The sequence below is a fragment of the Aliiroseovarius sp. S253 genome (assembly GCF_049800855.1).
Taxonomy (GTDB): Bacteria; Pseudomonadota; Alphaproteobacteria; order Rhodobacterales; family Rhodobacteraceae; genus Aliiroseovarius.
Genome location: NZ_JBNAFW010000001.1, coordinates 837,569 through 861,155, shown reverse-complemented (window position 1 = coordinate 861,155; position 23,587 = coordinate 837,569). Strand labels below are relative to the sequence as shown.

22 protein-coding genes are annotated in these 23,587 nt (G+C 56.6%); 20 read left to right on the top strand and 2 right to left on the bottom strand.

Features of this window, described 5'->3' with window-relative positions; all coding sequences use genetic code 11:
- Window positions 1-188 precede the first annotated feature (188 nt).
- The 8 genes from topA to ACP15F_RS04255 all read left to right on the top strand — a co-directional run bounded on the left by topA (window position 189) and on the right by ACP15F_RS04255 (window position 9,770).
- A complete protein-coding gene (topA, locus tag ACP15F_RS04290) occupies window positions 189-2,750 on the top strand; it encodes a type I DNA topoisomerase (protein ID WP_424939598.1) in 2,562 nt (853 codons plus the stop codon).
- A gap of 224 nt (window positions 2,751-2,974) precedes the next feature.
- A complete protein-coding gene (locus ACP15F_RS04285) occupies window positions 2,975-3,811 on the top strand; it encodes a DUF6544 family protein (RefSeq protein ID WP_424939597.1) in 837 nt (278 codons plus the stop codon).
- A gap of 156 nt (window positions 3,812-3,967) precedes the next feature.
- Window positions 3,968-4,663: a CoA transferase subunit A gene (locus tag ACP15F_RS04280; RefSeq protein ID WP_424939596.1), complete on the top strand. Its 696-nt coding sequence runs from the start codon at window positions 3,968-3,970 to the stop codon at window positions 4,661-4,663.
- Window positions 4,664-4,666: 3 nt separating this feature from the next.
- Window positions 4,667-5,296 carry a 3-oxoacid CoA-transferase subunit B gene (locus ACP15F_RS04275; RefSeq protein WP_424939595.1) on the top strand — a complete coding sequence of 210 codons (630 nt, stop codon included), beginning with the start codon at window positions 4,667-4,669 and terminating at the stop codon, window positions 5,294-5,296.
- A gap of 167 nt (window positions 5,297-5,463) precedes the next feature.
- The gene (locus ACP15F_RS04270; protein WP_424939594.1) at window positions 5,464-6,588 is read left to right on the top strand and encodes a PQQ-dependent sugar dehydrogenase; all 1,125 of its coding nucleotides are present in this window, start codon (window positions 5,464-5,466) and stop codon (window positions 6,586-6,588) included.
- A gap of 164 nt (window positions 6,589-6,752) precedes the next feature.
- The gene (locus tag ACP15F_RS04265; RefSeq protein WP_424939593.1) at window positions 6,753-7,733 is read left to right on the top strand and encodes a lysylphosphatidylglycerol synthase transmembrane domain-containing protein; all 981 of its coding nucleotides are present in this window, start codon (window positions 6,753-6,755) and stop codon (window positions 7,731-7,733) included.
- Window positions 7,714-9,036 (top strand): FAD-binding oxidoreductase, encoded by a 1,323-nt coding sequence (locus ACP15F_RS04260; protein ID WP_424939592.1) that lies wholly within the window; start codon window positions 7,714-7,716, stop codon window positions 9,034-9,036. Before ACP15F_RS04265 ends, ACP15F_RS04260 begins: the two co-directional genes overlap by 20 nt.
- Window positions 9,033-9,770 (top strand): SDR family NAD(P)-dependent oxidoreductase, encoded by a 738-nt coding sequence (locus ACP15F_RS04255; RefSeq protein ID WP_424939591.1) that lies wholly within the window; start codon window positions 9,033-9,035, stop codon window positions 9,768-9,770. Before ACP15F_RS04260 ends, ACP15F_RS04255 begins: the two co-directional genes overlap by 4 nt.
- 90 nt (window positions 9,771-9,860) lie before the next feature.
- Here the strand turns inward: ACP15F_RS04255 and ACP15F_RS04250 are convergent, their stop codons facing one another.
- A complete protein-coding gene (locus ACP15F_RS04250; RefSeq protein ID WP_424939590.1) occupies window positions 9,861-11,306 on the bottom strand; it encodes a UbiA family prenyltransferase in 1,446 nt (481 codons plus the stop codon).
- Window positions 11,299-12,126: a lytic transglycosylase domain-containing protein gene (locus ACP15F_RS04245; protein ID WP_424939589.1), complete on the bottom strand. Its 828-nt coding sequence runs from the start codon at window positions 12,124-12,126 to the stop codon at window positions 11,299-11,301. The genes ACP15F_RS04250 and ACP15F_RS04245 overlap by 8 nt, the downstream gene beginning before the upstream one ends.
- A 350-nt stretch (window positions 12,127-12,476) precedes the next feature.
- On the opposite strand from ACP15F_RS04245, the gene ACP15F_RS04240 reads away from it, so the two are divergent.
- The 12 genes from ACP15F_RS04240 to ACP15F_RS04185 all read left to right on the top strand — a co-directional run bounded on the left by ACP15F_RS04240 (window position 12,477) and on the right by ACP15F_RS04185 (window position 23,528).
- Window positions 12,477-12,668 (top strand): Flp family type IVb pilin, encoded by a 192-nt coding sequence (locus tag ACP15F_RS04240; RefSeq protein WP_424939588.1) that lies wholly within the window; start codon window positions 12,477-12,479, stop codon window positions 12,666-12,668.
- Window positions 12,669-12,712: 44 nt separating this feature from the next.
- Window positions 12,713-12,904: a Flp family type IVb pilin gene (locus tag ACP15F_RS04235; RefSeq protein ID WP_424939588.1), complete on the top strand. Its 192-nt coding sequence runs from the start codon at window positions 12,713-12,715 to the stop codon at window positions 12,902-12,904.
- A 304-nt stretch (window positions 12,905-13,208) separates the two neighbouring features.
- On the top strand, window positions 13,209-14,045 hold the full coding sequence (gene cpaB / locus ACP15F_RS04230; RefSeq protein ID WP_424939587.1) for a Flp pilus assembly protein CpaB: 837 nt from the start codon (window positions 13,209-13,211) through the stop codon (window positions 14,043-14,045).
- A gap of 234 nt (window positions 14,046-14,279) precedes the next feature.
- The gene (locus ACP15F_RS04225; protein ID WP_424939586.1) at window positions 14,280-15,692 is read left to right on the top strand and encodes a type II and III secretion system protein family protein; all 1,413 of its coding nucleotides are present in this window, start codon (window positions 14,280-14,282) and stop codon (window positions 15,690-15,692) included.
- A 10-nt stretch (window positions 15,693-15,702) separates the two neighbouring features.
- Complete coding sequence (locus ACP15F_RS04220; RefSeq protein WP_424939585.1) at window positions 15,703-16,365, top strand: OmpA family protein; 663 nt, start codon at window positions 15,703-15,705, stop codon at window positions 16,363-16,365.
- A gap of 416 nt (window positions 16,366-16,781) precedes the next feature.
- Window positions 16,782-18,026 (top strand): AAA family ATPase, encoded by a 1,245-nt coding sequence (locus tag ACP15F_RS04215; protein ID WP_424939584.1) that lies wholly within the window; start codon window positions 16,782-16,784, stop codon window positions 18,024-18,026.
- 15 nt (window positions 18,027-18,041) lie between these two features.
- On the top strand, window positions 18,042-19,517 hold the full coding sequence (locus tag ACP15F_RS04210; protein WP_424939583.1) for a CpaF family protein: 1,476 nt from the start codon (window positions 18,042-18,044) through the stop codon (window positions 19,515-19,517).
- Between the two features lie 2 nt (window positions 19,518-19,519).
- A complete protein-coding gene (locus ACP15F_RS04205; protein ID WP_424939582.1) occupies window positions 19,520-20,488 on the top strand; it encodes a type II secretion system F family protein in 969 nt (322 codons plus the stop codon).
- 12 nt (window positions 20,489-20,500) lie between these two features.
- Window positions 20,501-21,475 (top strand): type II secretion system F family protein, encoded by a 975-nt coding sequence (locus ACP15F_RS04200; RefSeq protein WP_424939581.1) that lies wholly within the window; start codon window positions 20,501-20,503, stop codon window positions 21,473-21,475.
- A gap of 29 nt (window positions 21,476-21,504) precedes the next feature.
- Complete coding sequence (locus ACP15F_RS04195) at window positions 21,505-22,125, top strand: tetratricopeptide repeat protein (RefSeq protein WP_424939580.1); 621 nt, start codon at window positions 21,505-21,507, stop codon at window positions 22,123-22,125.
- Window positions 22,126-22,155: 30 nt separating this feature from the next.
- Window positions 22,156-23,022: a tetratricopeptide repeat protein gene (locus tag ACP15F_RS04190; RefSeq protein WP_424939579.1), complete on the top strand. Its 867-nt coding sequence runs from the start codon at window positions 22,156-22,158 to the stop codon at window positions 23,020-23,022.
- A 5-nt stretch (window positions 23,023-23,027) separates the two neighbouring features.
- Window positions 23,028-23,528, top strand: coding sequence for a prepilin peptidase (locus ACP15F_RS04185; protein WP_424939578.1), 501 nt, complete (start codon window positions 23,028-23,030; stop codon window positions 23,526-23,528).
- Window positions 23,529-23,587 lie beyond the last annotated feature (59 nt).

Below are 23,587 nucleotides of genomic sequence, written 5' to 3'. Positions count from 1 at the left end.
AGCATGTTCCACATCTGTTCCATCTGCCCTCTAAAAACGCCCGTAACTTTCCGCCCCCTACGGGGGCGTGACGAAATGCGCCCCTATATAAGAAGAGTGCCCATTGACAAGCTGCCCCTTCCCGACCCATCTAACGCCCCCAGAACAAGGCTGGTATTGCGCAGTCTGAGTGAGTCGAGAGGAAGTTCATGCCAGTAGTCGTCGTTGAAAGCCCGGCCAAAGCCAAGACCATCAACAAGTATCTTGGATCGGACTATACGGTGCTCGCCTCCTACGGCCACGTGCGCGACCTTCCCCCCAAGGACGGGTCGGTCGACACTGACAACGAATTTGCCATGACATGGGAGGTCGGCCGCGACAGTGCCAAGCACGTGCGCGCCATTGCCGACGCATTGAAAGACGACAACAACCTAATCCTCGCAACCGACCCCGATCGCGAGGGGGAAGCGATTTCTTGGCACTTGGAAGAGGCGCTTCGCAAGCGTCGTGCGGTCAAGAAGGACACACCGGTCAGCCGCGTGGTGTTCAACGCCATCACAAAATCCGCCGTGACCGAGGCGATGCAGAACCCGCGTGACGTGGACAGCGATCTGGTCGAGGCCTATTTGGCCCGCCGCGCGCTGGACTATCTGGTGGGCTTCAACCTGTCACCGGTTCTGTGGCGCAAACTGCCCGGCGCGCGCTCCGCTGGACGTGTGCAGTCGGTCTGCCTGCGTCTGATCGTCGAACGTGAGGAAGAGATCGAGGCGTTCAACTCCCGTGAATACTGGTCGGTGAAAGCGCTGCTTTCGACGCCACGCGGGCAAGAGTTCGAAGCACGTCTGACTGTTTTGGGCGGCCAGAAGCTTGACCGCTACGACCTTGAGAACGAAACCGCAGCCGAACTGGCCGTGCAGGCGATTTCGTCACGCGACCTGTCGGTTCAATCGGTTGAAGCAAAGCCTGCGACCCGCAACCCGTCGCCGCCCTTCATGACCTCGACCCTGCAGCAGGAAGCCAGCCGCAAATTCGGCTTTGGCGCGCGTCAGACCATGTCGACCGCCCAGCGCCTGTATGAAGCGGGCTACATTACCTATATGCGTACCGACGGGATCGACATGGCACCCGAGGCCGTGGCTGCTGCGCGTGATGCGATTTCGGACCGGTATGGTAAGGATTTCATCCCGGCCAGCCCCCGGATTTATAAGAACAAAGCCAAAAACGCACAGGAAGCGCACGAATGTATCCGCCCAACGGATATGACCGTCTCCGGCAGCGATCTGGCGAAGCTGGAACCTGATCAGCGCAAGCTTTATGACCTGATCTGGAAGCGCACGCTGGCCAGTCAGATGGAAAGCGCACGGTTTGAGCGCACTTCGGTGGATGTTGGATCAAACGACGGCCAGGTTGTGCTGCGCGCCACCGGTCAGGTTGTGGTCTTCGAAGGCTTCATGAAGGTCTATGAAGAAGGTCGCGACGATCAGGTGGTCGATGACGATGACAAGCGTCTGCCCCAGATTATGGAAGGCGAGGCCGCCGAGAAAAAAGGCATCTCGCCCGAACAGCACCACACCCAGCCGCCGCCCCGCTATACCGAGGCGACGCTGGTCAAACGCATGGAAGAACTGGGCATTGGCCGCCCCTCGACCTATGCGTCTGTGATCACCACCATTCAGGATCGCGAGTACGTTCGCAAGGACAAGAACCGCCTGTTCCCCGAGGACAAAGGCCGGATCGTGACGATCTTCCTGATGAATTTCTTCCGTCAATATGTGGGCTATGAGTTCACCGCGAATTTGGAAGAGGAACTCGACGAGATTTCGGCGGGTGATATGGATTACAAGGAAGTGCTGGCGCGCTTCTGGCGGGATTTCTCGGCAGCGATCGCTGAGACATCCGAGCTGCGGATCTCCGAAGTGCTGGACAAGCTGGACGCGGCCCTTGCGCCGCAGCTGTATCCGCCCCGCGAAGACGGGTCCGACCCGCGCATCTGCCCAAAATGCGGCAATGGCCAGTTACACCTAAAGACCTCGCGAACTGGTGGATTTGTTGGCTGTGGAAACTATCCGGAATGCACCTATACCCGCCCGATCGCTGGTGAAGGTGCTGAAGGCGACGAACGACTGTTGGGCGAAGATAATGGCGACGAGATCTGGCTGAAGTCCGGTCGCTTTGGCCCCTACGTTCAGCGTGGCGAACCTACACCCGAAAACAAAAAGCCGCCTCGTGCGTCGCTGCCCAAAGGCTGGTCCAAGGACGATATGAACCTTGAGAAGGCTCTGGTGCTTCTGTCCCTGCCCCGCATCGTTGGTGAACACCCAGATGGCGGCGCAGTGAAGGCAAATTTCGGCCGCTTCGGCCCCTACATCATGCACAAAGCTGAAGGCGAGGCGAAGCCCGTCTATGTCAACGTCAAAGACCCTCAGGACGTGTTCGAAATCGGCATGAACCGCGCGGTCGAGATGCTGGCCGAAAAGCGTGCCAACCCCGGTGGACGTGGACGTGCAGCAGCTAAGGCCTTGAAAGAGCTGGGCGAGCACCCGGATGAAGGCGGCCCGGTCAACGTCATGGAAGGCCGTTATGGTCCTTACGTGAAATGGGAGAAGGTCAACGCGACCATCCCCAAGGATGTGAAGCCTGAAGACGTGACCATGGAAATGGCTGTCGGCTGGATCGCCGAGAAAGCGGCGAAGAAAAAGCCTGCGCGCAAGAAGGCTGCACCAAAGAAAAAGGCAGCTCCGAAGAAAAAGGCAGCAGCCAGCGGCAAGTAAGCGCAGGGCGCCCTCGGGCGCCCCGGCAAAAGCACGGCTCCCTGCTGATAGGCTCTGATTTGCTAAGCCAAATGCAGATTTGTGGACAAGTAAGTCATTGCTTGGATCAAAGCTGATGCTGTCTTTGGCGGCAAACCATTTTGGCACTTCGTGATTCAGATCAAAGTGGTTGAAGGAGCGATTGCGCGATAAAGCCGGGGTAGTTTCCAATAGAACAATGCCTCATGAAAGCAGCCTTTCTCGTACTGATCCTCTTTCTTTTATTGATCTTATCAGGGCTCTATGTTTGGCACCTGCTGGACAAACAAGCCGCCCGGGCAGAGGCTGACAGGTTACTGGCTTTCCGCCAAGCGGAGCCTCAGCGGTTCTCCAACACTCTGGTGGAAGACCTTCCGGAACCTGCTAGACGCTATTTCCGATTTGCCATCAAAGAGGGAACGCCCCTCAACAAAGTCGCAGAGATTTCTATGACCGGCCAATTCGGGATGGGTGACAAGAACGCCCCGAACTACTTGCCGATGAAAGCTGAACAGGTGTTGGCGGCACCTGAAGGATTTGTCTGGCAGATGTCAGGAGGGTCCGGCGTAATGAGGATATCCGGGTCCGACAGTGCAAACTGGACGAGGTTCTGGTTGGCTGGTGTCGTCCCAGTTGCGCGGGCGGGTGGAACGTCAGATCACACATTGTCCGGATTTGGTCGATACATCTCAGAAGCTGTGCTCTGGACCCCTGCTGCCGTACTTCCAGCCCCGGGTGTGGCATGGGAAGCTGTTGACGAAAACACCGCACGCCTAACGATGGAGCACAACGGCAACCGCCAATCTGTTGATGTATCGGTGGACGCGCAGGGTCGGCCCGTTCGCATCGTGCTTGAACGTTGGAGCAATGCTAACGCAGACGGTATTTATCGCTTCCAACCCTTTGGCGGAGATCTTTCGGAGTTTCGTGAATTTGAAGGGTTCACGCTGCCCACATATGTTGAAGCTGGCAACTTGATCGGCACTGATGACTACTTCCCCTTCTTCATCGCTAACGTGACCAACGTTCGTTTTTCGCAGTAGGCCTTTCTGTGTACTGCCCCAGCGGATCTTGGGCGCAAAAAGGCGTTCTTTGCCCAGTAGTAGAAATACCTTCTGGCCCTCATTTCGCAGGTGTTTCGTTGACTCCGCCCCCCGCGAGCGCCAGAAAAGCAGCGAAATAGACGAGAGGGAACTTTCATGAACAAGGTATATGGCAGCGCCGCCGAAGCTCTGGACGGGCTTTTGCATGACGGCATGCTGATTGCCGCTGGTGGCTTTGGCCTGTGCGGCATTCCCGAGCTTCTTTTGGAAGCCATCAAGGAAAACGGCGCAAAAGATCTGACATTCGCGTCGAACAACGCGGGTGTCGACGACTTTGGCATCGGCATTCTTCTGCAAACGCGCCAAGTGAAGAAGATGATTTCGTCCTATGTGGGAGAAAACGCCGAGTTCATGCGCCAGTACCTCTCGGGCGAGCTGGAGCTGGAGTTTAACCCGCAAGGCACGCTGGCCGAACGTATGCGCGCAGCCGGTCATGGCATCCCGGGCTTTTACACCAAGACCGGTGTGGGTACCGTGATTGCTGAAGGCAAAGACGTGAAAATGTTCAACGGCGAAGAATACATCATGGAAGAAGGCATCTTCGCCGATCTGTCCATCGTGAAAGCCTGGAAAGCCGATGAGACCGGCAACCTTGTCTTCCGCAAGACCGCCCGCAACTTCAACCCGCCTGCCGCCATGTGCGGCAAAACCTGCGTGGTAGAAGTGGAAGAGATCGTGCCGACCGGGTCGCTTGACCCCGACTCGATCCATCTGCCGGGCATCTATGTGCATCGCATCATCCAAGGCGAGCACGAGAAGCGCATCGAACAACGCACAATTCGGGAGGCATAAGATATGGCTTGGGACCGTAATCAAATGGCCGCCCGCGCGGCACAGGAACTGCAAGACGGCTGGTATGTGAACCTCGGCATCGGCATCCCGACGCTGGTGTCCAACTACATCCCCGAAGGTGTCACCGTGACGCTGCAGTCGGAAAACGGCATGCTTGGCATGGGCCCCTTCCCGACGGAAGATGAGATCGACGCCGACCTGATCAACGCTGGCAAGCAGACCATCACCGAACTGCCCCAGACCGCCTATTTCGACAGCTCGATGAGCTTTGGCATGATCCGTGGCGGCAAGATCGCCATGGCGATCCTGGGCGCGATGGAAGTCGCTGAAAACGGCGATCTGGCCAACTGGATGATCCCCGGCAAGCTGGTCAAAGGCATGGGCGGCGCGATGGATCTTGTGGCCGGTGTTGGCCGCGTGGTGGTCGTGATGGATCACACCAACAAGCATGGCGACAGCAAGGTTCTGACCGAATGCACCCTGCCCCTAACCGGCAAAGGTGTGGTTGACCGGATCATCACCAATCTGGGCGTTCTGGATGTGGTAGAAGGTGGTCTGAAGATCGTCGAAACCGCCGATGGCGTCACCGAGGACGAGCTGCGCGCTGCAACGCAGGCCAAGATCGTCAACTGATCTAATCGCAAAACGATGTGAAAAGGCCTCGGTTTCGGGGCCTTTTTTCGTTGGGTGCATGCGTTGCGTGACACAAGATTGTTTAAAGCGCGCATTTGAAACGGGGGGACATAGATGCTCTACTAAACGGGTCTTCAGTCGCGCCAATCCTCCGGATCGAGGTCCCAATGTCTATACGTGTCCCCGTCATTCTCTTTGCTCTTGTTGCTCTGATCGCCTCTCTGAACGTCGCCAATGCTTTCCCCATTAACGGCACCAAAGGCAGCACGCTAGAAGCCACCCCCGTCGCCGAATTTGACAGCCCGTGGGCCATGACATTCGTGGACAAAAACACGCTTCTTGTAACCACGAAACCGGGTAAGCTTTGGTTGGTAGGGACTGACGGTAAGAAACAACAGGTGCGCGGCCTGCCCGACGCCCTCGTTGGCGGGCAAGGTGGCTTGGGCGATGTGGTCTTACACCCAAATTTCGCACAAAATCGACTTGTCTATATTTCGATGGTTCAGCGGGGCGAGGCGCGCGGCACACGCCACGCTGTAGTGCTGCGCGGGCGGCTTGATCTGTCCGGATCACCAAAACTGACAAATCTGACGCGCATCTGGAGCCAAGAGCCTGCGCTTCCCGGCAAGGGGCATTTCTCGCACCGGGTTGCCTTTGGCCCTGACGGCAAGCTTTTCATCACGTCTGGGGACCGGCAACAGCAGACCCCGGCACAGCGCTGGGACATGGCGCTTGGCAAAATCATTCGACTGAACGACGACGGGTCTGTGCCGACTGACAACCCGTTTCAAGACAAAGGTGCGCTTGCCAAAAGCTTCTGGACCACGGGACACCGCAACCTGCTTGGGATCGCATTTGACGCGAGTGGTCGGCTCTGGGCGCATGAGATGGGGCCGCGTCATGGCGACGAATTAAACTTGATCAAACCGGGTCAGAACTATGGATGGCCGGTGGTTTCCAACGGTGACAACTATGACGGCAGTGTCATCCCTGATCACCCAACGCGCCCTGAATTTGAAGCGCCAAAGGCCTTTTGGGTGCCCAGCATCGCCCCTTCGGGTCTCGTGATCTATTCCGGCGCTCAATTTCCCAAATGGAAGGGCGATGCCTTCATCGGTGGCCTCGTCAGCCGCGCCCTGATCCGCGTTGACCTTTCCGGGAGCAAAGCGACCGAGGCGGAACGCTTTCGCTGGGGCGAGCGGATACGCGAAGTCGAACAGGGACCAGACGGAAGCCTGTGGGTGCTGGAAGATCGCGGCGGAGCACGGTTGCTGAAGCTGACCGCGCCCTAGCGTCATTGCCGCATCTAAGGGTGGGAAAAGCTTGCCACTTCTCCCCCCTTTTCTCTCGCATTTGCTGCGTTCATTTCATAATCTCGCCGTAATCCCCCGCCATAAGCCGGGCAATGACAATGAGCAGCACCGATCCCATATCGTCCACCACGGGGAAACAATCCGTGAGAGAGCCTTCTAACAAGAGGCTACGCGACACCCTTATTCTTTTGGGTCTTTTTGCTTTGGTCCTTGCTGGTCTTCTTGGGTTGGCCGCTGCCACGGGCTGGGAAGAAACCCGTGAACAGTTGATGAAACTCAGCTGGGTTCAGTTCGCCGCGCTTTTGGCGCTCAGCCTTGTAAACTATGTATTCCGCGGTCTGCGCTGGCACGTTTTTGCCCGTAAGCTGGGCCTGCCCACCAGACTTATCCAAGACCTGCGCCATTTCCTTGGCGGCTTTGCCATGTCGGTCACCCCGGGCCGCGTAGGTGAACTGGTGCGCATGCGCTGGCTGCGCCGCGAAACTGGCTGGAGTTTTGAACGCACAGCCCCTCTGGTCCTGATCGACCGGGCGTCGGACCTGACCGCGATGGCCTTGATCCTCGGTCTGGCCTTGGCCTTCTCAACAACCGGGATCGCGGGCGGACTGACCGTGACCATTCTTGCCTTGGCCGCCGCCTTCGCGGCCACCCGCCCCCGCCTTCTGGCTGGCTTCGCAACACTGGGCCATCGCATGACGGGTCGCTTCCCTCGCCTCTGGGCCAAGCTGCGCCGCGCCGCGCAGTCGCTGTCGGCCTTCACTTCGCCCACATTGATCGCAGTCGCGGCTCTGATTGGGGTCATCGGCTGGATCGCTGAAGGCTATGCGTTTCACCTGCTTCTGATGTGGATGGGGGCTGACATCGGCTTTGCCAAAGCGGTCGCCATCTTCGTCTTTTCAACACTGGCAGGTGGCCTAACTGGCGCGCCAGGAGGCGTCGGCGGCGCGGAAGCTGCCATGATCGCGCTTCTGGCGCTTGAAGGTGTACCACTTGAAGTCAGCCTGCCCGCCACCGCCATCATCCGCGTAACAACACTTTGGTTCGCGATCGGGATCGGACTTCTGGTCTTTCCGCTCGCAGAAAGAATTTCACTGAGACATCATCATGGTTTGGAAAACAACTGAGTATTCAGGCTGGGGCCGCGTGCGCACAGCCACTGCAGAGCTGGCGCGCCCTGAACGTGCCAGCACGCTGAAAAGCACCTTGGCAGACACCGCTTGCCCGGCGATTGGTAACTGTCGGTCCTATGGCGATGCGCCGCTGAATGACGGGGGCCGCGCCATTGATATGACGCGCATGAACCGCATTTTGGATTTCGACGGCGAAACCGGCGTCGTTACGGTCGAGGCGGGCGTGACCATCGCCACGCTCGCAAAGGTATTCGCCCCGCAGGGCTGGCTTCCTGCCGTCATGCCGGGTACAGGCTTTGCCACCGTCGGCGGCTGCATTGCGCAGGATGTGCACGGCAAGAACCACCACAACGAAGGCAGCTTTGGACAGCATGTGTTGTCGGTCACGCTGCTGAATGGGGCCAAGCGCACGGTTGCCACGCCAGACCGCAACGCAGGTCTTTTCCGCGCCACCATGGGTGGGATCGGCCAGACCGGAGTGATTGCCGAGGCGAAACTACAGCTAAAGCCCTGCCCCGGCGACGTTATGATGGTGACAGAGCAACGTGCCGAGAACTGGGACGCCCACCTTGCGCTTCTGGATGCCAGCCAAGCGACCTATTGCGTGGGCTGGATCGACGCCACCGCAACGGGGGAAAGCCTTGGACGGGGTATCATCGAAGAGGCCGAACTGGCCGCTGGGTTGCTGCCAAAGGCGAAACCGTCGAAATCTGTGCCCATGAATGCGCCCAACTTCGCGCTATCCGGCCCGATCGTGCGCACTTTCAACAACGCCTATTACCGGCGCGTTCCCACTTCTGGCCGGTCCTCGGTCAAACGCATCGACGAGTTCTTTTTCCCGCTGGACAAGATCCACGATTGGAACCGCCTTTATGGCAAGCGTGGTTTCTATCAATTCCAGAACGTGGTGCCGCTGGATCAAGCCGACACGCTTAAGAAGATGCTGGCCGAGATTGCAAGCGCGGGGCTTGCCTCGCCTCTGGCCGTTCTGAAACGCATGGGTCCGGGACGCGCGGGTCCCATGAGCTTCCCGATGGAAGGCTACACGCTGGCCGTCGATTTCCCGGCCCGTGACGCCGCGCCCGAGCTGATCGGGATGCTGGAAGATATGACGATGGACGCGGGCGGGCGGCTTTATCTGGCCAAGGACGCGCTGGCCACCGGCCCCGCGATCAAGGCGATGTATCCCGAACACGGCGATTGGGTGAAGGCGGTGAACAAGGCCGATCCCGACCATGCCCTTGAAACAGACATGGTGCGGCGGCTTGATCTGCGCACAGCAGGAGGTGCGTCATGACACAGAATTGCTGGATTATTTTGGGGGCCACGTCCTCGATGGCGCGGGGTTTTGCCAATGCGGTGGCCGATCAAGGCGCCAGTGTCATTTTGGCGGGGCGCGATATGGAAGACCTGAAACGCACGGCCACAGACATGTCCGTGCGCGGGATCGAGGCCGTCGCGATGAAGTTTGACGCGCGCGACAGCGCCACATTCGGCCCGATTATCGCACGCGCCGAGAAGATGGAGGGCGTGATCAACGCCGCTGTCTTCGTGGGGTCGATGCCGCCACAAGAAGAAATCGACGCAGACCCCCGCCTGATCGACGGCGTTATCCAAGACAGTCACACTGGCCCTGCCACTTTCCTGACCCAGCTTGCTCCGGTGATCGAGGCACGTGGTGCAGGCACGGTGGTCGGCGTCGGATCCGTCGCCGGGGATCGCGGGCGGATCGGGAATTATGTCTATGGTTCTGCTAAGGCGGGATTTGCAACATATCTATCGGGCCTTCGCAATCGCCTGACCCGCGCGGGCGGGCATGTGGTGACGGTGAAGCCGGGCTTTGTGGACACTGCCATGACGTGGAGCGTCGAGGGGATGTTCCTTGTCGCCTCGCCCGAGGCTGTGGCCAAGGACATTCTGAAAGCGGTCGAGAAGCAAAAGAACGTGATCTACACGCCCTTCTTCTGGCGCTACATCATGCTGATCATCCGCCACATCCCCGAGTTCATCTTTAAAAAGATGTCGATCTGACCCGCCCTGCTGGGCGGATCATGCCGTCATCTGTGGCCCGTGCCTGCGGTACGGGTCCGGGGCGCATTATGTCAGGGTGTGCAGGCGAAATTACAGCGCGCTGAACCAGGTTTGCCACAGACCGGCGGCATAAAACATGATGGCCAGTGTCATCAGGATCAGCCCGATGCCGCGTTTGTCTTTCATGGCAAAAACAATCGGATCGTAGTCCTGTTTGCCATGCCAACCCAGCGACACCATGCGGATAAGCCACCAAGCCAGCGGGATTTCAGCAACCCAGATCAGCCAGCGGGTTTTGTAAAGGCCTATGGCTTGTTCGGTGAAAGAATAAAGAAAGAAGGCCACCAACGCCGCGACAACACCAAGCGCAGCGACATTCAAGAGATCAGGTCGATCTGGACGTCCGTAGCCTCGCCCGGGTAGGCGTTCGTCTGAGGTGGCCAAGGTCAACTCGGTCAGGCGTTTCACACAGCCAAGCGCAAGGAAGACCGGGAAGATAAAGACCAGAAGGTATCCCGAGACATAAATCCCCGTCGCTGCCGCACCCGCTACGACGCGCAGCGTATAGAGTGAAGCCAACACTGCAATGTCGATCCAGCGCATGCGCTTAAGCTTCAGGGAATAAGCCAGCGACAGCGCCATATAGAACGCGACCACTCCAAGGAACGCCCAAGACAGCGACGCAGCGACGCCCAAGGCAATTGCGGACAGTAGTATGAAACAAAGCATACCGATCTGGATCGGCACCGCACCCGACGCAAAAGGACGGTTTTTCTTTGTGGCGTGCAGGCGGTCCGCTTCCAGATCCAGCAAATCATTCACAAGATAGATGGACGAGGCTGCCGCCGAGAAGGCAACAATCCCAAGAAATGCAGCGATCAATGTTGGCATGTCAAACGCATGGGCCGCGATCATAGGCAGAAGCAAAAGAACGTTCTTAACCCACTGGTGCGGACGGAAACTCCGCAACACATCCGACATCTGCCATCCGCCTTTTACTTGGGTGATGGCTTGTCCGCGCGCCTCGATCTGGCGTGCGGATGCGGCGTCGCCCACGACGATGGCGCGGTCAGCCTTCGACCAAATGGCCCGATCGACGGGCGCGTTTCCGGCATAGTCAAAGCCTTGCTCGCCGAACGTCTCGATCAGCGCGGCGGCTTTACGCTCCCCTTTCAAATTGGTCTGCCCGTCCGAGGCATATACGCGGGTTGAAAGATCGTGGTCGCGGGCCAACTGCTCGACCAGCGGCTGATGCGACGCTGAGGCAAGGATAACCTCGCGCCCTTCGGATTTGGCCTTGGCTGCCAATTCGACAACCTCAGGTTCGACGGGCAAAAGCTCGGTACGCAGGTTGGCGATTTCGGCCAGCTCGGCCTTAAGGCGCGCGGGCTTTTTCAGGTTCGACGCACTAACCTTCAAGGCGCGGATGGGATCTTTGCCCAACGCCGCCCAGAAACACTCAAACAAGATGTCCGTGCGCAGAAATGTACCATCTACGTCCAGTACCAACGGTTTCTTTTGTACTTCGTCACCCATTCGAGGGGGCTCCCATCACTGTAAACACACATCCGTCGGTTAAAAGTTCGGGCGGCGTAAGGCACAGCCCGCGTGCGACATGCCAAGCGGCCAACACTTTCGGAACATAAGCGCGCGTCTCGGGATATGGCGGGATCCCGCCATGCTTGCCAACCGCATTCTCGCCCGCATTGTATCCGGCAAGGGCAAAAATCGGGTCACCCTGGAAATGCTTGATCAACCACTCCAGATAGGCCACCCCGCCCTTGATATTCTGTGTGGGATCGGTGCTGTCCTCAACACCGAAGCGTTCAGCCGTTGCTGGGATCAATTGCATCAGCCCCTCTGCCCCTGCCTCACTCAGCGCCTGCTTGTTGCCCGAGCTTTCGACCGAGATCAAAGCGATCACCAGAGCAGGTGACACCGGAGTACCAACGGTCACGCGTAAGATATCTGTGCCGTGTGCACGCGCGATATCTTGTAAATGCTGTAGTCTAGGAAGAGGCACCCCGTCACGCTCAGTAATCGCGCTAATGGCCTTTTGAATATTAGCAGGGCCGGTATCAGACAGCTTTGGCGAAACCTCTTGCCAGAACCAGTCCCAAGGGGTCGGCGCCGGCAGCGCAATTTCCAGATCTGGTTCAGCGCTGGTTGTCGTCTTTTCCGGAACCGCCAACGCGGCGGCCTGCGCCTCGGGATCAATCTGAATGGTCAGCCGGTTGGTTGCGCCAGCCTGAGGGACAGTGACACGTTTGAAAGTGAAATCCGGATACGGAGCCGGACCATCCTGCCCAAGTGCTGGTCCAGCCAACACAAGCGCCGTGATCGCTCCTGAAAACATGAATCGCCGCATTTTGCGGTTCTCTACTCTACCTCATTGACTGATTCACTTCTCGCAGATTGACGAAAAAAGTGCTAGTTTTTACTAAATATTAGCAGATTACGCCGGGTAAACATTTGAATAAATAAGAAAATTTCTCTAATAATTCTTCACTTCAACCGAAATTTAATATGTATTAACAAAGCGTTAGCAATCCCAACAAAAAAAACACACCTAGAGCGACAAAACGAACGAAACCCGCCCAAATGTTGCCCCATTCAAAGGGCTTATTAGCAGCATGTTGAGCGGGAAATCAGAAATGAACCTGCAGAACGATGCAAATCTTAACGTCCTACTCAAAGGAAAAGACAATGAAACTGTTCGAGATGATCAAAACCTTCAAAGCCGACGAAGACGGCGCTGTAACTGTAGACTGGGTTGTTCTGACCGCAGCCATCGTAGGTCTGGGCATTGCCGTTCTGACCTCGGTATCCGGTGGTACCACTTCGCTGGCCGACAAGATCTCGTCGGAGCTGGATAACATGAGCATCCTGTCGCACTAAGACCTTCGGGCCAAGTGAACGTGTAATTAGTAAAGGAAAACGATATGAAACTGTTCGAAATGATTAAAACCTTCAAGGCCGACGAAGACGGCGCCGTAACCGTAGACTGGGTTGTGCTGACTGCAGCCATCGTAGGTCTGGGCATCGCCGTTCTGACTTCGGTATCCGGCGGCACCACCTCGCTGGCCGACAAGATCTCGTCGGAGCTGGATAACATGAGCATTCTATCGCACTAATGTTTCCGAACTAATTCATGAAAGCCGCGCCCTCGGGTGCGGCTTTCTTTTTTGGAAAAGTGTTCTGGACGATCTTGATTTCAGGGGGCGCTCGACCCTCTCCTTCCCATAGGTAAAGAGTTGACACTCCGAACACATTCTCTGATTAATTCAAATGCCTATGCTTTATGGGCTGGATATTATTGTCAGATCCTGTGAATTTCAGTCTGACACTGCGTATTGTTTCTGATCTGATCGCAATTCTTTAGTTGCTATTGGGACCAGTCACGCAGACGGCACGTTGATACGCACGAAAGGGATTCGTATGCGCTTGATTTTCGGACTGGTCTTGGTTGTCGGCATTGGCCTGGCTGGCTTTGCCGTCTACATGGCACGCGACTTCATCGGTGGGTATCAAGCGCAACTGGCAGCCGAGCGTGCAGCACGAGGCGCAATCGTCCCAACTGTCGACGTATTCGTCGTGAACAAGTCTCTGCGCTATGGCCAACAAATCACAGACGAAGATATTCGCGCCGTGCAATGGCCCGAGAACGCAATTCCAGATGGCACATTCCGCACCATCGAGGAAGTCTTCCCCGAAGGCGAGCGCCGCTTTCGCACTGTAATCCGCGCAATGGAAAAGGACGAGGCATTGATGTCCGTCAAAGTTTCGAAACCCGGCGCGGATGCTGGCGTTTCGTCGCGCCTCGCCCAGGGCATGCGCGCCTTCGCGATCCGTGTGGACGTAAGCTCGGGTGTTTCGGGCTTTCTGCGTCCTGGCGACCGTGTTGACGTCTATTGGTCGGGCACTGGTGTGAATGAACTTGGAAATACCGAAGCCTTGACGAAGTTGATCCTGGCCAGCGTCCAGCTAATTGCCGTGGACCAGATTGCCGACAATGATCGCACAGCCCCCACCATTGCGCGTACGATCACCGTCGAGGTCACGCCACGTCAAGTTGCCGCACTGGCGCAAGCCCAAGCCAGTGGACGTCTGTCTCTGGCACTGGTTGGTGCCGAGGACCAAAGCACAACTGACGCCGTGGAAGTCGGTCAGGGTGAGATTATCGGCGAGATCAATACGCCGAAGCAAAAGAGCTGTACAATCAAGACCCGTCGTGGTGCCGAAATCATCGAAACACCCATCCCATGCCCTAACTAAGGCAAGACAAGACCTGAAAAGTCGGGGCACAAATGGAATAAGTGTTGCGCCATGCACACATAAGCCCCGGTCTTAAGGTCATTGATTGTTGATTTCTTCTACAATTCCGCGCAGTCTGGCGACCAATAGGCGGTGATTGCCCCGAAAAGAGGGCAGCACAACCAACGAGCAAAGGGGATTTCCCATCTGATGTGGGCATCCCGAACATATACGTGATCAGAGAGGCAGGATCACATGAAGATTGATCGTTTTATCAAGGCAGCCCTATTGGGTTTGTCACTGGGAGTTGGAACCGCACCCGCTATGGGCGTTGCGGAAACACTTCGTGTTACGGACACCGGCCCTTCGCGCGCTTTGAAGGTTCCCATGAACCGCGCCGTGGTCGTTGAAAGTGACAGCCCGTTTGCAGAGCTTTCTATTGCGAACCCTGGAATTGCAGACATTTCGACGCTGTCGGACCGCACAATCTATGTGCTGGGCAAAACCCCCGGTCGCACCACGCTGACCCTTCTGGGGCCGGACGGGACGCTTTTGAGCAATGTCGAAGTGCACGTCACCCCTGACATCAGCGAGTTTAAAGAACGTCTGCGCCAGATCCTTCCCGGTGAGGGAATTGAAGTACGTACCGCTAATGACGGGATCGTGCTGTCGGGCGTCGTCAGCTCTCCGAACCGGATGACACTGGCACTGGACTTGGCAAATCGTTATGCGCCCGAGCGCGTTTCGAACATGATGAGCGTCGGCGGCACCCAACAGGTCATGCTGAAGGTTCGCTTTGCTGAGATGGGTCGTTCGGTCCGCAAAGCGCTGTCGAGCTCTGTAGCGCTTGGAGGTTCAAGCGGTAACGTAAGTGCCATTGGTGAAAGCGGTACTTGGCTGACTGGAGGCAACGGCCTGAACAATCCTGGTGTCACTGTAAGCGGCGACCAAGAAGGCGTGTTGAGCATCGGTTTCGGTGCAGGCAGTTTCCAAGTTGGTGTCCTTCTGGAGGCACTTGAAGCAAAAGGCGTTGTCCGCACTTTGGCAGAGCCGAACCTGACAGCCCTTTCGGGACAGGAAGCTTCGTTCCTGGCAGGTGGTGAATTCCCGATCCCAACTCAGCAAGAAGAAGGCGCCATTGTCGTTGACTACAAGCCCTTTGGTGTCGAACTCACCTTCACACCGACTGTGCTTACGGATGACGTGATCAACCTTCAGCTTAAGGCCGCTGTGTCAGGTTTGGACAGCTCGGTCAGCTATCAGAATGGTGGCTTGATCCTGAACGCATTCCGCCGCCGCGAAACAACCACCACGGTTGAACTGCGTGATGGTGAAAGCTTCGCAATTGCCGGTCTAATCGAGGATGATTTCCAAGATGCCATCGGTTCTGTGCCATGGCTCGGCGATCTGCCGGTTCTGGGCGCCCTCTTCCGCTCGACGGAATATGAACGTCGCCAGTCCGAACTGGTTATCATCGTGTCGGCGCATCTGGTTACGCCCACACGCGGTGAATTCCTGGCCATTCCGACCGATCGCATTCGTCCCCCGTCTGAAAAAGACCTGTTCCTGTTCGGAAAAACAGCGGCGCCGTCAACCCCTACCGCTGGTGTTGCCGCAGAAGTTGCCAAGCAGGACTTCTCGGGTTCTTACGGCTACGTGATGGAATAAGGACCACGACATGAAACGGATCAAACCAATTCTCGCCGCCACGTCGGTCATCGCAATTCTGTCAGGTTGTGCAGACAACCAACAGGCGCTGCACTTCTGGCTAAATGAAGCCGGTGGCAACCTAGATGAAGGTGGTTTTGGCGCACCAACCGCCCACAACATCGGTGTTCATACCGGAGAGATCGACGTCGTACAGGCGCTGGGCGAACGCTTCAGCCGCGAAGTTGGCGACACTGTGAACTTCGAGTTTAACAAAGCCGATCTGTCGCCCGAGGCACGGAGTATCCTGAACACGCAGGCCAAATGGATCCTGCAGTTCCCGGAAATCCGCTTCCGTGTTTATGGTCACACCGACCTAGTCGGCTCGACCGCATACAACAATCGTTTGGGCATGCGCCGTGCACGCGCCGTCGTGAACTACCTTGTATCACGAGGCATCAGCCGTTCACGCCTTGAGGCTGTGGTCAGCTATGGCGAAACCCGCCCGCTGATCCAGACCGATCAGCGCGAGCTGCGCAACCGCCGTACCGTGACCGAGGTCAGCGGCTTTGCCAACAACCGCAAAGCGACTTTGCTGGACGGCAAGTATGCCGAAATCATCAACCGAGAGTATGTTGCGAGCGCAACGCCTGTGCCTGAAATCTCGAATGCTGGCGTAGGTACTGTAGAATAACCAAAGCTCGGCCATGAATGACAAAAGGGGGTGCAACGCTGTTGCGCCCCTTCTTTCTTGCGGCATCGCGAACAGCCAATGGGGCATGACGGTGCGGAAATACATCATTCTCCACCGACGTAATCAATTTATTTCCTTGATAATCAATGATATAGTATAAATAATTAAGGTAAGAATAGCTCTACGGCATTAGAACCGCTTCGTTCCTCGGAGCGAAACAGATCCGTTGAAAATGGGCCTATCGTCCATAAAAATCGGATAATAGTGCCCTCCGGGCCGTATTCTTGCCCAGATTCCCTGCGACGGTTCACTCTGCCAGGGCGTATTTTGTGTGTGTTTGCGATTCGCAATTTAACGAGAGAATCCGGTCGCCCGATCCGAAAGGACGCAAAACCGGCTATGAAAGGAACAAGGAAATGAGTGGCCGCGCCGCGCTACAATCTGATCCGGAACCGATCACCGCGTGCACTGTTTCGCGAGATGTACAGAATTTCGACCTTCTTATCGAAGATATGGAGGCCGTTTTGGGCGAAGCGTGGGGCGATCTTCCGATCGACGACGCCGTCGCCTTCTTTGAGCAACCTGATGGCAAGGATCTTGAGTTCATTGCTATGGCGTTGGACGATCAAGACGAAGCTGACCTGAGCATGGTCGCTGCCGTGATCAAAGCTGCTGTTCAGCGGGACATCAAAGTGATTGTCATTGCAGAAGAAGTTAGCCCGATTGCGCTGCATCAGCTTCTCAAGCTCGGCGCAGAAGAATTTGTCCCCTACCCTCTTCCTGATGGCGCGCTGCAAGATGCCGTCACGCGCATGCGCGAGAAAGAGATCCCGCCCGTTGCCCCTGCCGCCCCGGAAACTCCGGGCGTCAAGTCTACCGGAAACAGGGAAGCCGTGATCTTGGCCGTGCAACCAATGGCTGGCGGCACGGGTGCTACCACCCTTGCGGTCAATCTGGCATGGGAACTGACGCAGTTGGATGGCGACACGCCGCCGCGCGTCTGTTTGCTGGATTTCGGCCTTCAGTTCGGTTCGACGGCAACCTATCTTGATTTGCCGCGACGCGACGTGGTGTACGAACTGCTTTCCGACACTGAAATGATGGATCAGGAAATCTTCATGCAGGCGCTTTTGACCTATGAAGATCGCCTGCACGTTCTGACCGCTCCGCCCGACATGCTGCCGCTCGATATGGTCACTGCTGAAGATGTCGAACGGATCGTCGAAATGGCACGGACCAATTTCGACTATGTCATCATCGACATGCCAAACACGCTGGTGCAATGGACCGAAACTGTTTTGCAGGCCGCGCATGTCTATTTCGTGACCCTTGAGCTGGACCTGCGATCGGCTCAGAACACGTTGCGGATGATCAAGGCCCTTAAGGCCGAAGAGCTTCCAGTTGAAAAGCTGCGCTATGTTCTCAACCGGTCTCCGAAGTTTACGGATCTGTCGGGCAAGTCGCGTGTCAAGCGTTTGGCTGAAAGTCTTGATATCTCGATTGAGTTGATGCTGCCAGACGGTGGAAAGCAAGTATCGGAAGCCGGGGACCACGGTGCGCCGCTGGCAATCTCTGCCCCGAAAAACGTTTTGCGCAAAGAGCTAAATAAGCTTGCCAAATCCGTCCACGATCTGAACCAGGCTGAAGTCGCCGCACAGTAATTTATCGGAGGCAGCATGTTCTCGCGTTACAAGAAACCTTCAACGCCTCAGGAAAAAGGGGCTCCTAAACTATCGGCCGTGGAAGATGGGCGGATTGAAGAGGGTATTATTTCAGCGCCTCCCAAAAAGGCCGACGCCCCCAAAGCGAAAGCCTCTGCCCCGGTAAAGGCACAGGCTCCTACCCCAGCCGCTGCGGCGCATTCGGATAAAGAACGCAAGCGCAAAGAGCGGTTGTCCGAAATCAAGACCGAGCTTCATAAAGAGCTTCTGGACAACCTGAACTTGGCGGCTCTTGAAGGCGCGGCTGAGAAAGATCTTCGTGCGGAAATCACTGATATTTCATCAGAATTCCTGACAACACGCGATGTGGTCCTGACACGTGACGAACGCCTGATCCTGAACCAAGAGCTTTACGACGAAGTCAAAGGTCTTGGGCCGCTGGAACCGCTTTTGCAAGACGAGTCGGTCAACGATATTCTGGTGAACGGTCCCCAGCAGGTCTTCGTCGAACGTGACGGTAAGCTGCAACTGACCGACGTGGCCTTTAAAGATGAACGCCATCTTCTGCGCATCATCGACAAGATCGTGTCCGCCGTTGGCCGTCGGGTTGACGAACAGAACCCCCACGTGGACGCCCGTCTTGCGGATGGCTCTCGCTTCAACGCAATGGTTCCGCCGATCGCTGTGGATGGTTCACTTGTGTCCATTCGTAAATTCAAGAAAGACAAGCTGGGCATCAATGAGCTGGTGAATTTCGGCGCCTTCTCGGAAGAGATGGCCGCCTATCTTCAAGCCGCTGTGGCCACTCGCCTGAACGTGATCGTGTCTGGTGGTACGGGTTCGGGTAAAACGACTACTCTCAACGCCCTGTCTTCGTTCATCGACGACAGTGAACGTATCCTGACCATCGAGGATACGGCGGAACTTCAGCTGCAACAGACCCATGTGGGCCGGATGGAAAGCCGTCCTGCAAACGTCGAGGGCAAAGGCGCGGTCAGCCAGCGCGACTGTTTGAAAAACGCACTGCGTATGCGTCCTGACCGAATTATCGTGGGTGAGACGCGTGGCGAAGAAGTTATCGACATGCTTCAGGCCATGAACACTGGTCACGATGGATCAATGACGACGATCCACGCCAACTCGGCCCGTGATGCTGTGTCACGTCTGGAAAATATGGTGGCGATGGCGGGGATTGAAATGCCCCTTAAAGCCATCCGCAGCCAGATCGCTTCTGCTGTGAACCTGTTGGTACAGGCCAGCCGTCTTCAAGACGGGTCGCGCCGCATGGTCTCGATCACCGAGATCACCGGCATGGAAGGCGAAGTCATCTCGATGCAAGAAGTATTCCGGTACGAGCGCCTTGGACTAGCACCGGATGGCAAGATCATCGGGCGCTTCAATGCCACCGGCGTGCGTTCACACTATGCCGAACGTTTCCGCCAGTGGGGCTATGACCTGCCGGCCTCGATCTATGAGCCCTGGAGCGACTGATCATGACGATCTCAGCCGAACCGATTATCTATGGTTTGATCTTTCTGGCAGTCTTGCTGCTGGTTGAAGGCATCTATCTGACGCTGTTTGGGAAATCCATCAGCCTGAATAGCCGCGTCAACCGCCGAATTGATATGCTGGAAAAGGGCGCGGCCCGCGAAGAGGTGCTGGAAAAGCTCCGCAAAGAGATGGGCCAGCACGTCCGCGCGCAAGGCGTCCCCTTCTATTCGCTTCTGGCCACCAAGGCACAGAAAGCCGCAATTGCCTTTACCCCAACTCAATTGGTCGTGATCATGGCCGGCCTGTCAGTCTTCGCCTATTTTGGCCTGACGGTCGCCACGGCTGCCGGCCTACCTGTGCGTATTGGCGTCTCAATTGTGATGGGTGTTGGCGGGGTATTCGTTTGGGTAAACAGCAAAGCCAAAAAGCGGATGTCGATGATCGAAGAGCAACTGCCCGATGCAGTTGAACTTATGGTGCGATCGCTACGTGTTGGTCACCCGTTTACCTCGGCCGTGCAGATCGTGGCCAAAGAGGTGCCAGATCCGCTAGGTACTGAAATGGGCTTGATCGCAGATGAAAGCGCCTATGGCCGTGACGTGGGTGAAGCCCTCGCGAACATGGCGGAACGGATGGACAATCAGGACATGCGCTTTCTGGCTGTGGCAGTGACGATCCAGCAGACATCGGGCGGTAACCTGGCAGAAATTCTGGATGGTCTGGCCAAAGTGATCCGTTCGCGTTTTCGCCTGTTTCGCCGGGTGCGCGCCATTACCGCCGAGGCCAAGTGGTCCGGTAACTTCCTGTCCGGCTTCCCGCTTCTGGCGCTGGTTATGATCACCCTGATCCAACCCAACTATTACGACGAAGTACGCGATACAGCTTACTTCATCCCCGCATGCCTAGTTGTTGCTGGCTTTCTGGTCGCCAACATGATCGTCATGCGTATGCTTGTGAATATCAAAGTCTAGGCCCACAGAACCATGCAACCCATCATTGACTTTCTGACCGAACAGCTTGGCCCCGCAGGGCCAATTCTGGCTTTGGGTGGTATCGGCATCGTTCTTGTCGTGGTCACGCTTCCATTCGTCCTACGCAAGCAAGTGGACCCGCTGGACAAGATTAAAGAGCTGCGGGAAGGCAACACAAAACGCTCTGAGAAAGCCGACTTGCGCGTTGCGCAGGGGTCGACGAAGCTCGATAAATACTCGGCATTTCTGGAACCACAGGATGCGGCAGAGTACTCGGCTGTTCAACTCAAACTGCTTCAAGCGGGCTATCCGGGTAAGAACGCGGTTCAAACCTATCACTTCCTGCAATTTGCGCTGGGGATCGGCCTTTTGGCGTTTGGTGTTTTTCTCACCATACTGAAAACCGCCAATGGTCAGGAAATGACCACACAGTCACGTATTCTGTGGATCCTACTGCCCGGTGTTTGCGGCTATATGCTGCCGAAATACTGGGTCACGCGCCGCGTTGAAGAACGTAAAGAAGAGATCATCAACGGCTTTCCCGATGCGTTGGACATGATGCTGGTGTGCGTTGAGGCAGGCCAGTCGCTTGACCAAGCGATCTTGCGCGTGGCCAAAGAAATCCGCCCCTCCTATCCGGCTTTGTCGGATGAGTTCACCATCGTCTCGAACGAGATGAAGGCGGGTAAAGACAGGGTTCAAGTGTTGCGCGATATGTCCGAACGATCGGGTGTCGCAGATGTCGCCAGCTTCGTAACGGTGATGATCCAATCCGCAACTTTCGGTACGTCGATTGCTGAAGCACTGCGCGTATATGCCGGTGAAATGCGAGACAAACGGGTTATGCGTGCTGAAGAAAAGGCCAACAAACTGCCGACCAAGATGACCTTGGCCACCATGATGTTGACCGTGCCGCCCCTTTTGATCATTCTGATCGGACCCTCGGTTTACGGAATCTATCAGACACTAAAGAACGTCCGGTTCTGACGCATCTCCGACATGGAAAGGAGCCCCAGTTGACCCAGCGCCCTGCCCGTCATCTGCTTACAGGTCCGCGCGCAGGCAAGGGGCAGTTTGCTGCCGTGCCAATGCTTGCCGTGGCTGTGCTACTGGCAGGCTGCCAGTCGAACACCACCGGGTTCACAAACACGCCTAACAGCCCCTATGCCCCCGGTACGTTTGATGCCTTGGATAACTCGGTCGATGGATTGACGGTCGGCCACAGGCTGACCGCGGCAGGCGAGCACGAGCTTGCACTGAAGGCCTATAAACGAGCGGCGGCAGAACAAGGCATCACAGTGGATGTCCTTTCAGCCATCGGGTCGTCCAACCTGCAACTTGGACGGCTTGGACAGGCCGAGAAACTTCTGCGTAAAGCCACCCAGTTGGATGTGAACTTTGCCCCCGCCTGGAATAATCTGGGCGTTGTCTTGATGGAAACCCGCCAAGTCAACGAAGCAGCCCGTGTTTTCCAGATCGCATTTGGCCTGGATCGTGGCCAATCTGCCGAAATTCGAGAGAATTTGCGCCTGGCGCTCGCCAATCAAGGCGATCCGGACTATGATCCAGCCAATAATGATACATTTTCGCTGGTTCGGCGTGGCTCGGGTGACTACCTGCTTTTGTCCGAAATCTAGACGAAGAGACGAGCAGCAGAGGACGCAAACATGCGCCATTCTATTCTTCTTGCGCTTTGCGTAAGCAGCGCCATGGCCCTATCGGCCTGTCAAAAATCCGAGGGCGAAGGCGAAGACGTCGAGCGCGCCTTGGCAGACCTGAACGTTATCGACGAAACCAATTTGAACGACATCATGCTGACGGTTGGGGATGCGGACGAAGCCGCGGCCTATTTCCGCAGTGCGACCGACAAGAACCCTGACCGGATCGACCTTCAACGCGGCCTTGGTCAGTCTCTGGTGCGTGCAAAGCGCCCTGCTGAGGCAGTTGGCACTTGGAAAAAAGTCGTGTCGCTTCCCGGTGCCACCAACGAAGATCGCGTATCGCTGGCAGATGCACTGATCCGCGCAGGCGACTGGGATCAGGCCGAGGTCGAACTGAACAAGGTTCCCCCCACCCACGAGACCTTCCGCCGTTACCGCCTGGAAGCGATGATCGCTGACAGCAAAGAAAACTGGAAGAAGGCTGACAGCTTCTATCAAACAGCTGTGGGCCTGACGACAAACCCGGCGACAGTTCTGAACAACTGGGGCTACTCGAAGCTGACCCGCGCAGACTACAAGGGCGCCGAAGATTTGTTTACCCAGTCTCTCGGCTATGACACCAACCGTTTCACGACCAAGAACAACCTGGTTTTGGCGCGTGGCGCACAGCGCAAATATGATCTGCCAGTTATCACAATGACCCAGATCGAGCGCGCTCAGCTTCTGCATACTCTGGCCCTGTCCGCCATCAAACAAGGCGACGTGACCATCGGCAAAGGTCTTCTTCAAGAAGCGATCGACACTCACCCACAGCATTTCGAAGCCGCCGCGCGCGCGCTTGAGGCTTTGGAAAGCAACGTGTCTAACGGGTAGGACGCATGTACATTACCCTGACACAATGGGCAGCGCTGGTATTCCTGCCCCTCGCCATCCCGGTTTCCGTCTGGGTTATGTGGTCGGACATGTCGCGGATGAAAATCCCCAACAAGGCCGTCATGGTCTTACTGATCGGCTTTGGGGCTTTGGGGCTTCTGGCACTGGATCTGCCCGAGTATCTGTGGCGCTGGTCCCATTTCGCCGTCATTCTTGTCGCAGGCTTTGTGATGAACATGGCGCGAATGCTGGGGGCTGGGGACGCGAAATTCGCGGCTGCCGTTGCGCCATTCGTGGCATTTCAGGATACGTTTTTGGTGCTGACCATTTTCGCGGTCATGATTGTTCTAGGGTTCACTGCCCACCGGATCATGCGCCGGATCAAACCTCTGCGTGACTTGACCCCCAATTGGGAAAGCTGGTCGCGGCGCGACTATCCGATGGGATTGAGCATCAGCCTAACGTTTGTGGCATATCTGATCTTCGGCGTTATCTACGGCGCCTGATAATCACCCCGCCAATCCAACGAAAAAGCCCGCAGTTTTTCGCTGCGGGCTTTTTCGTT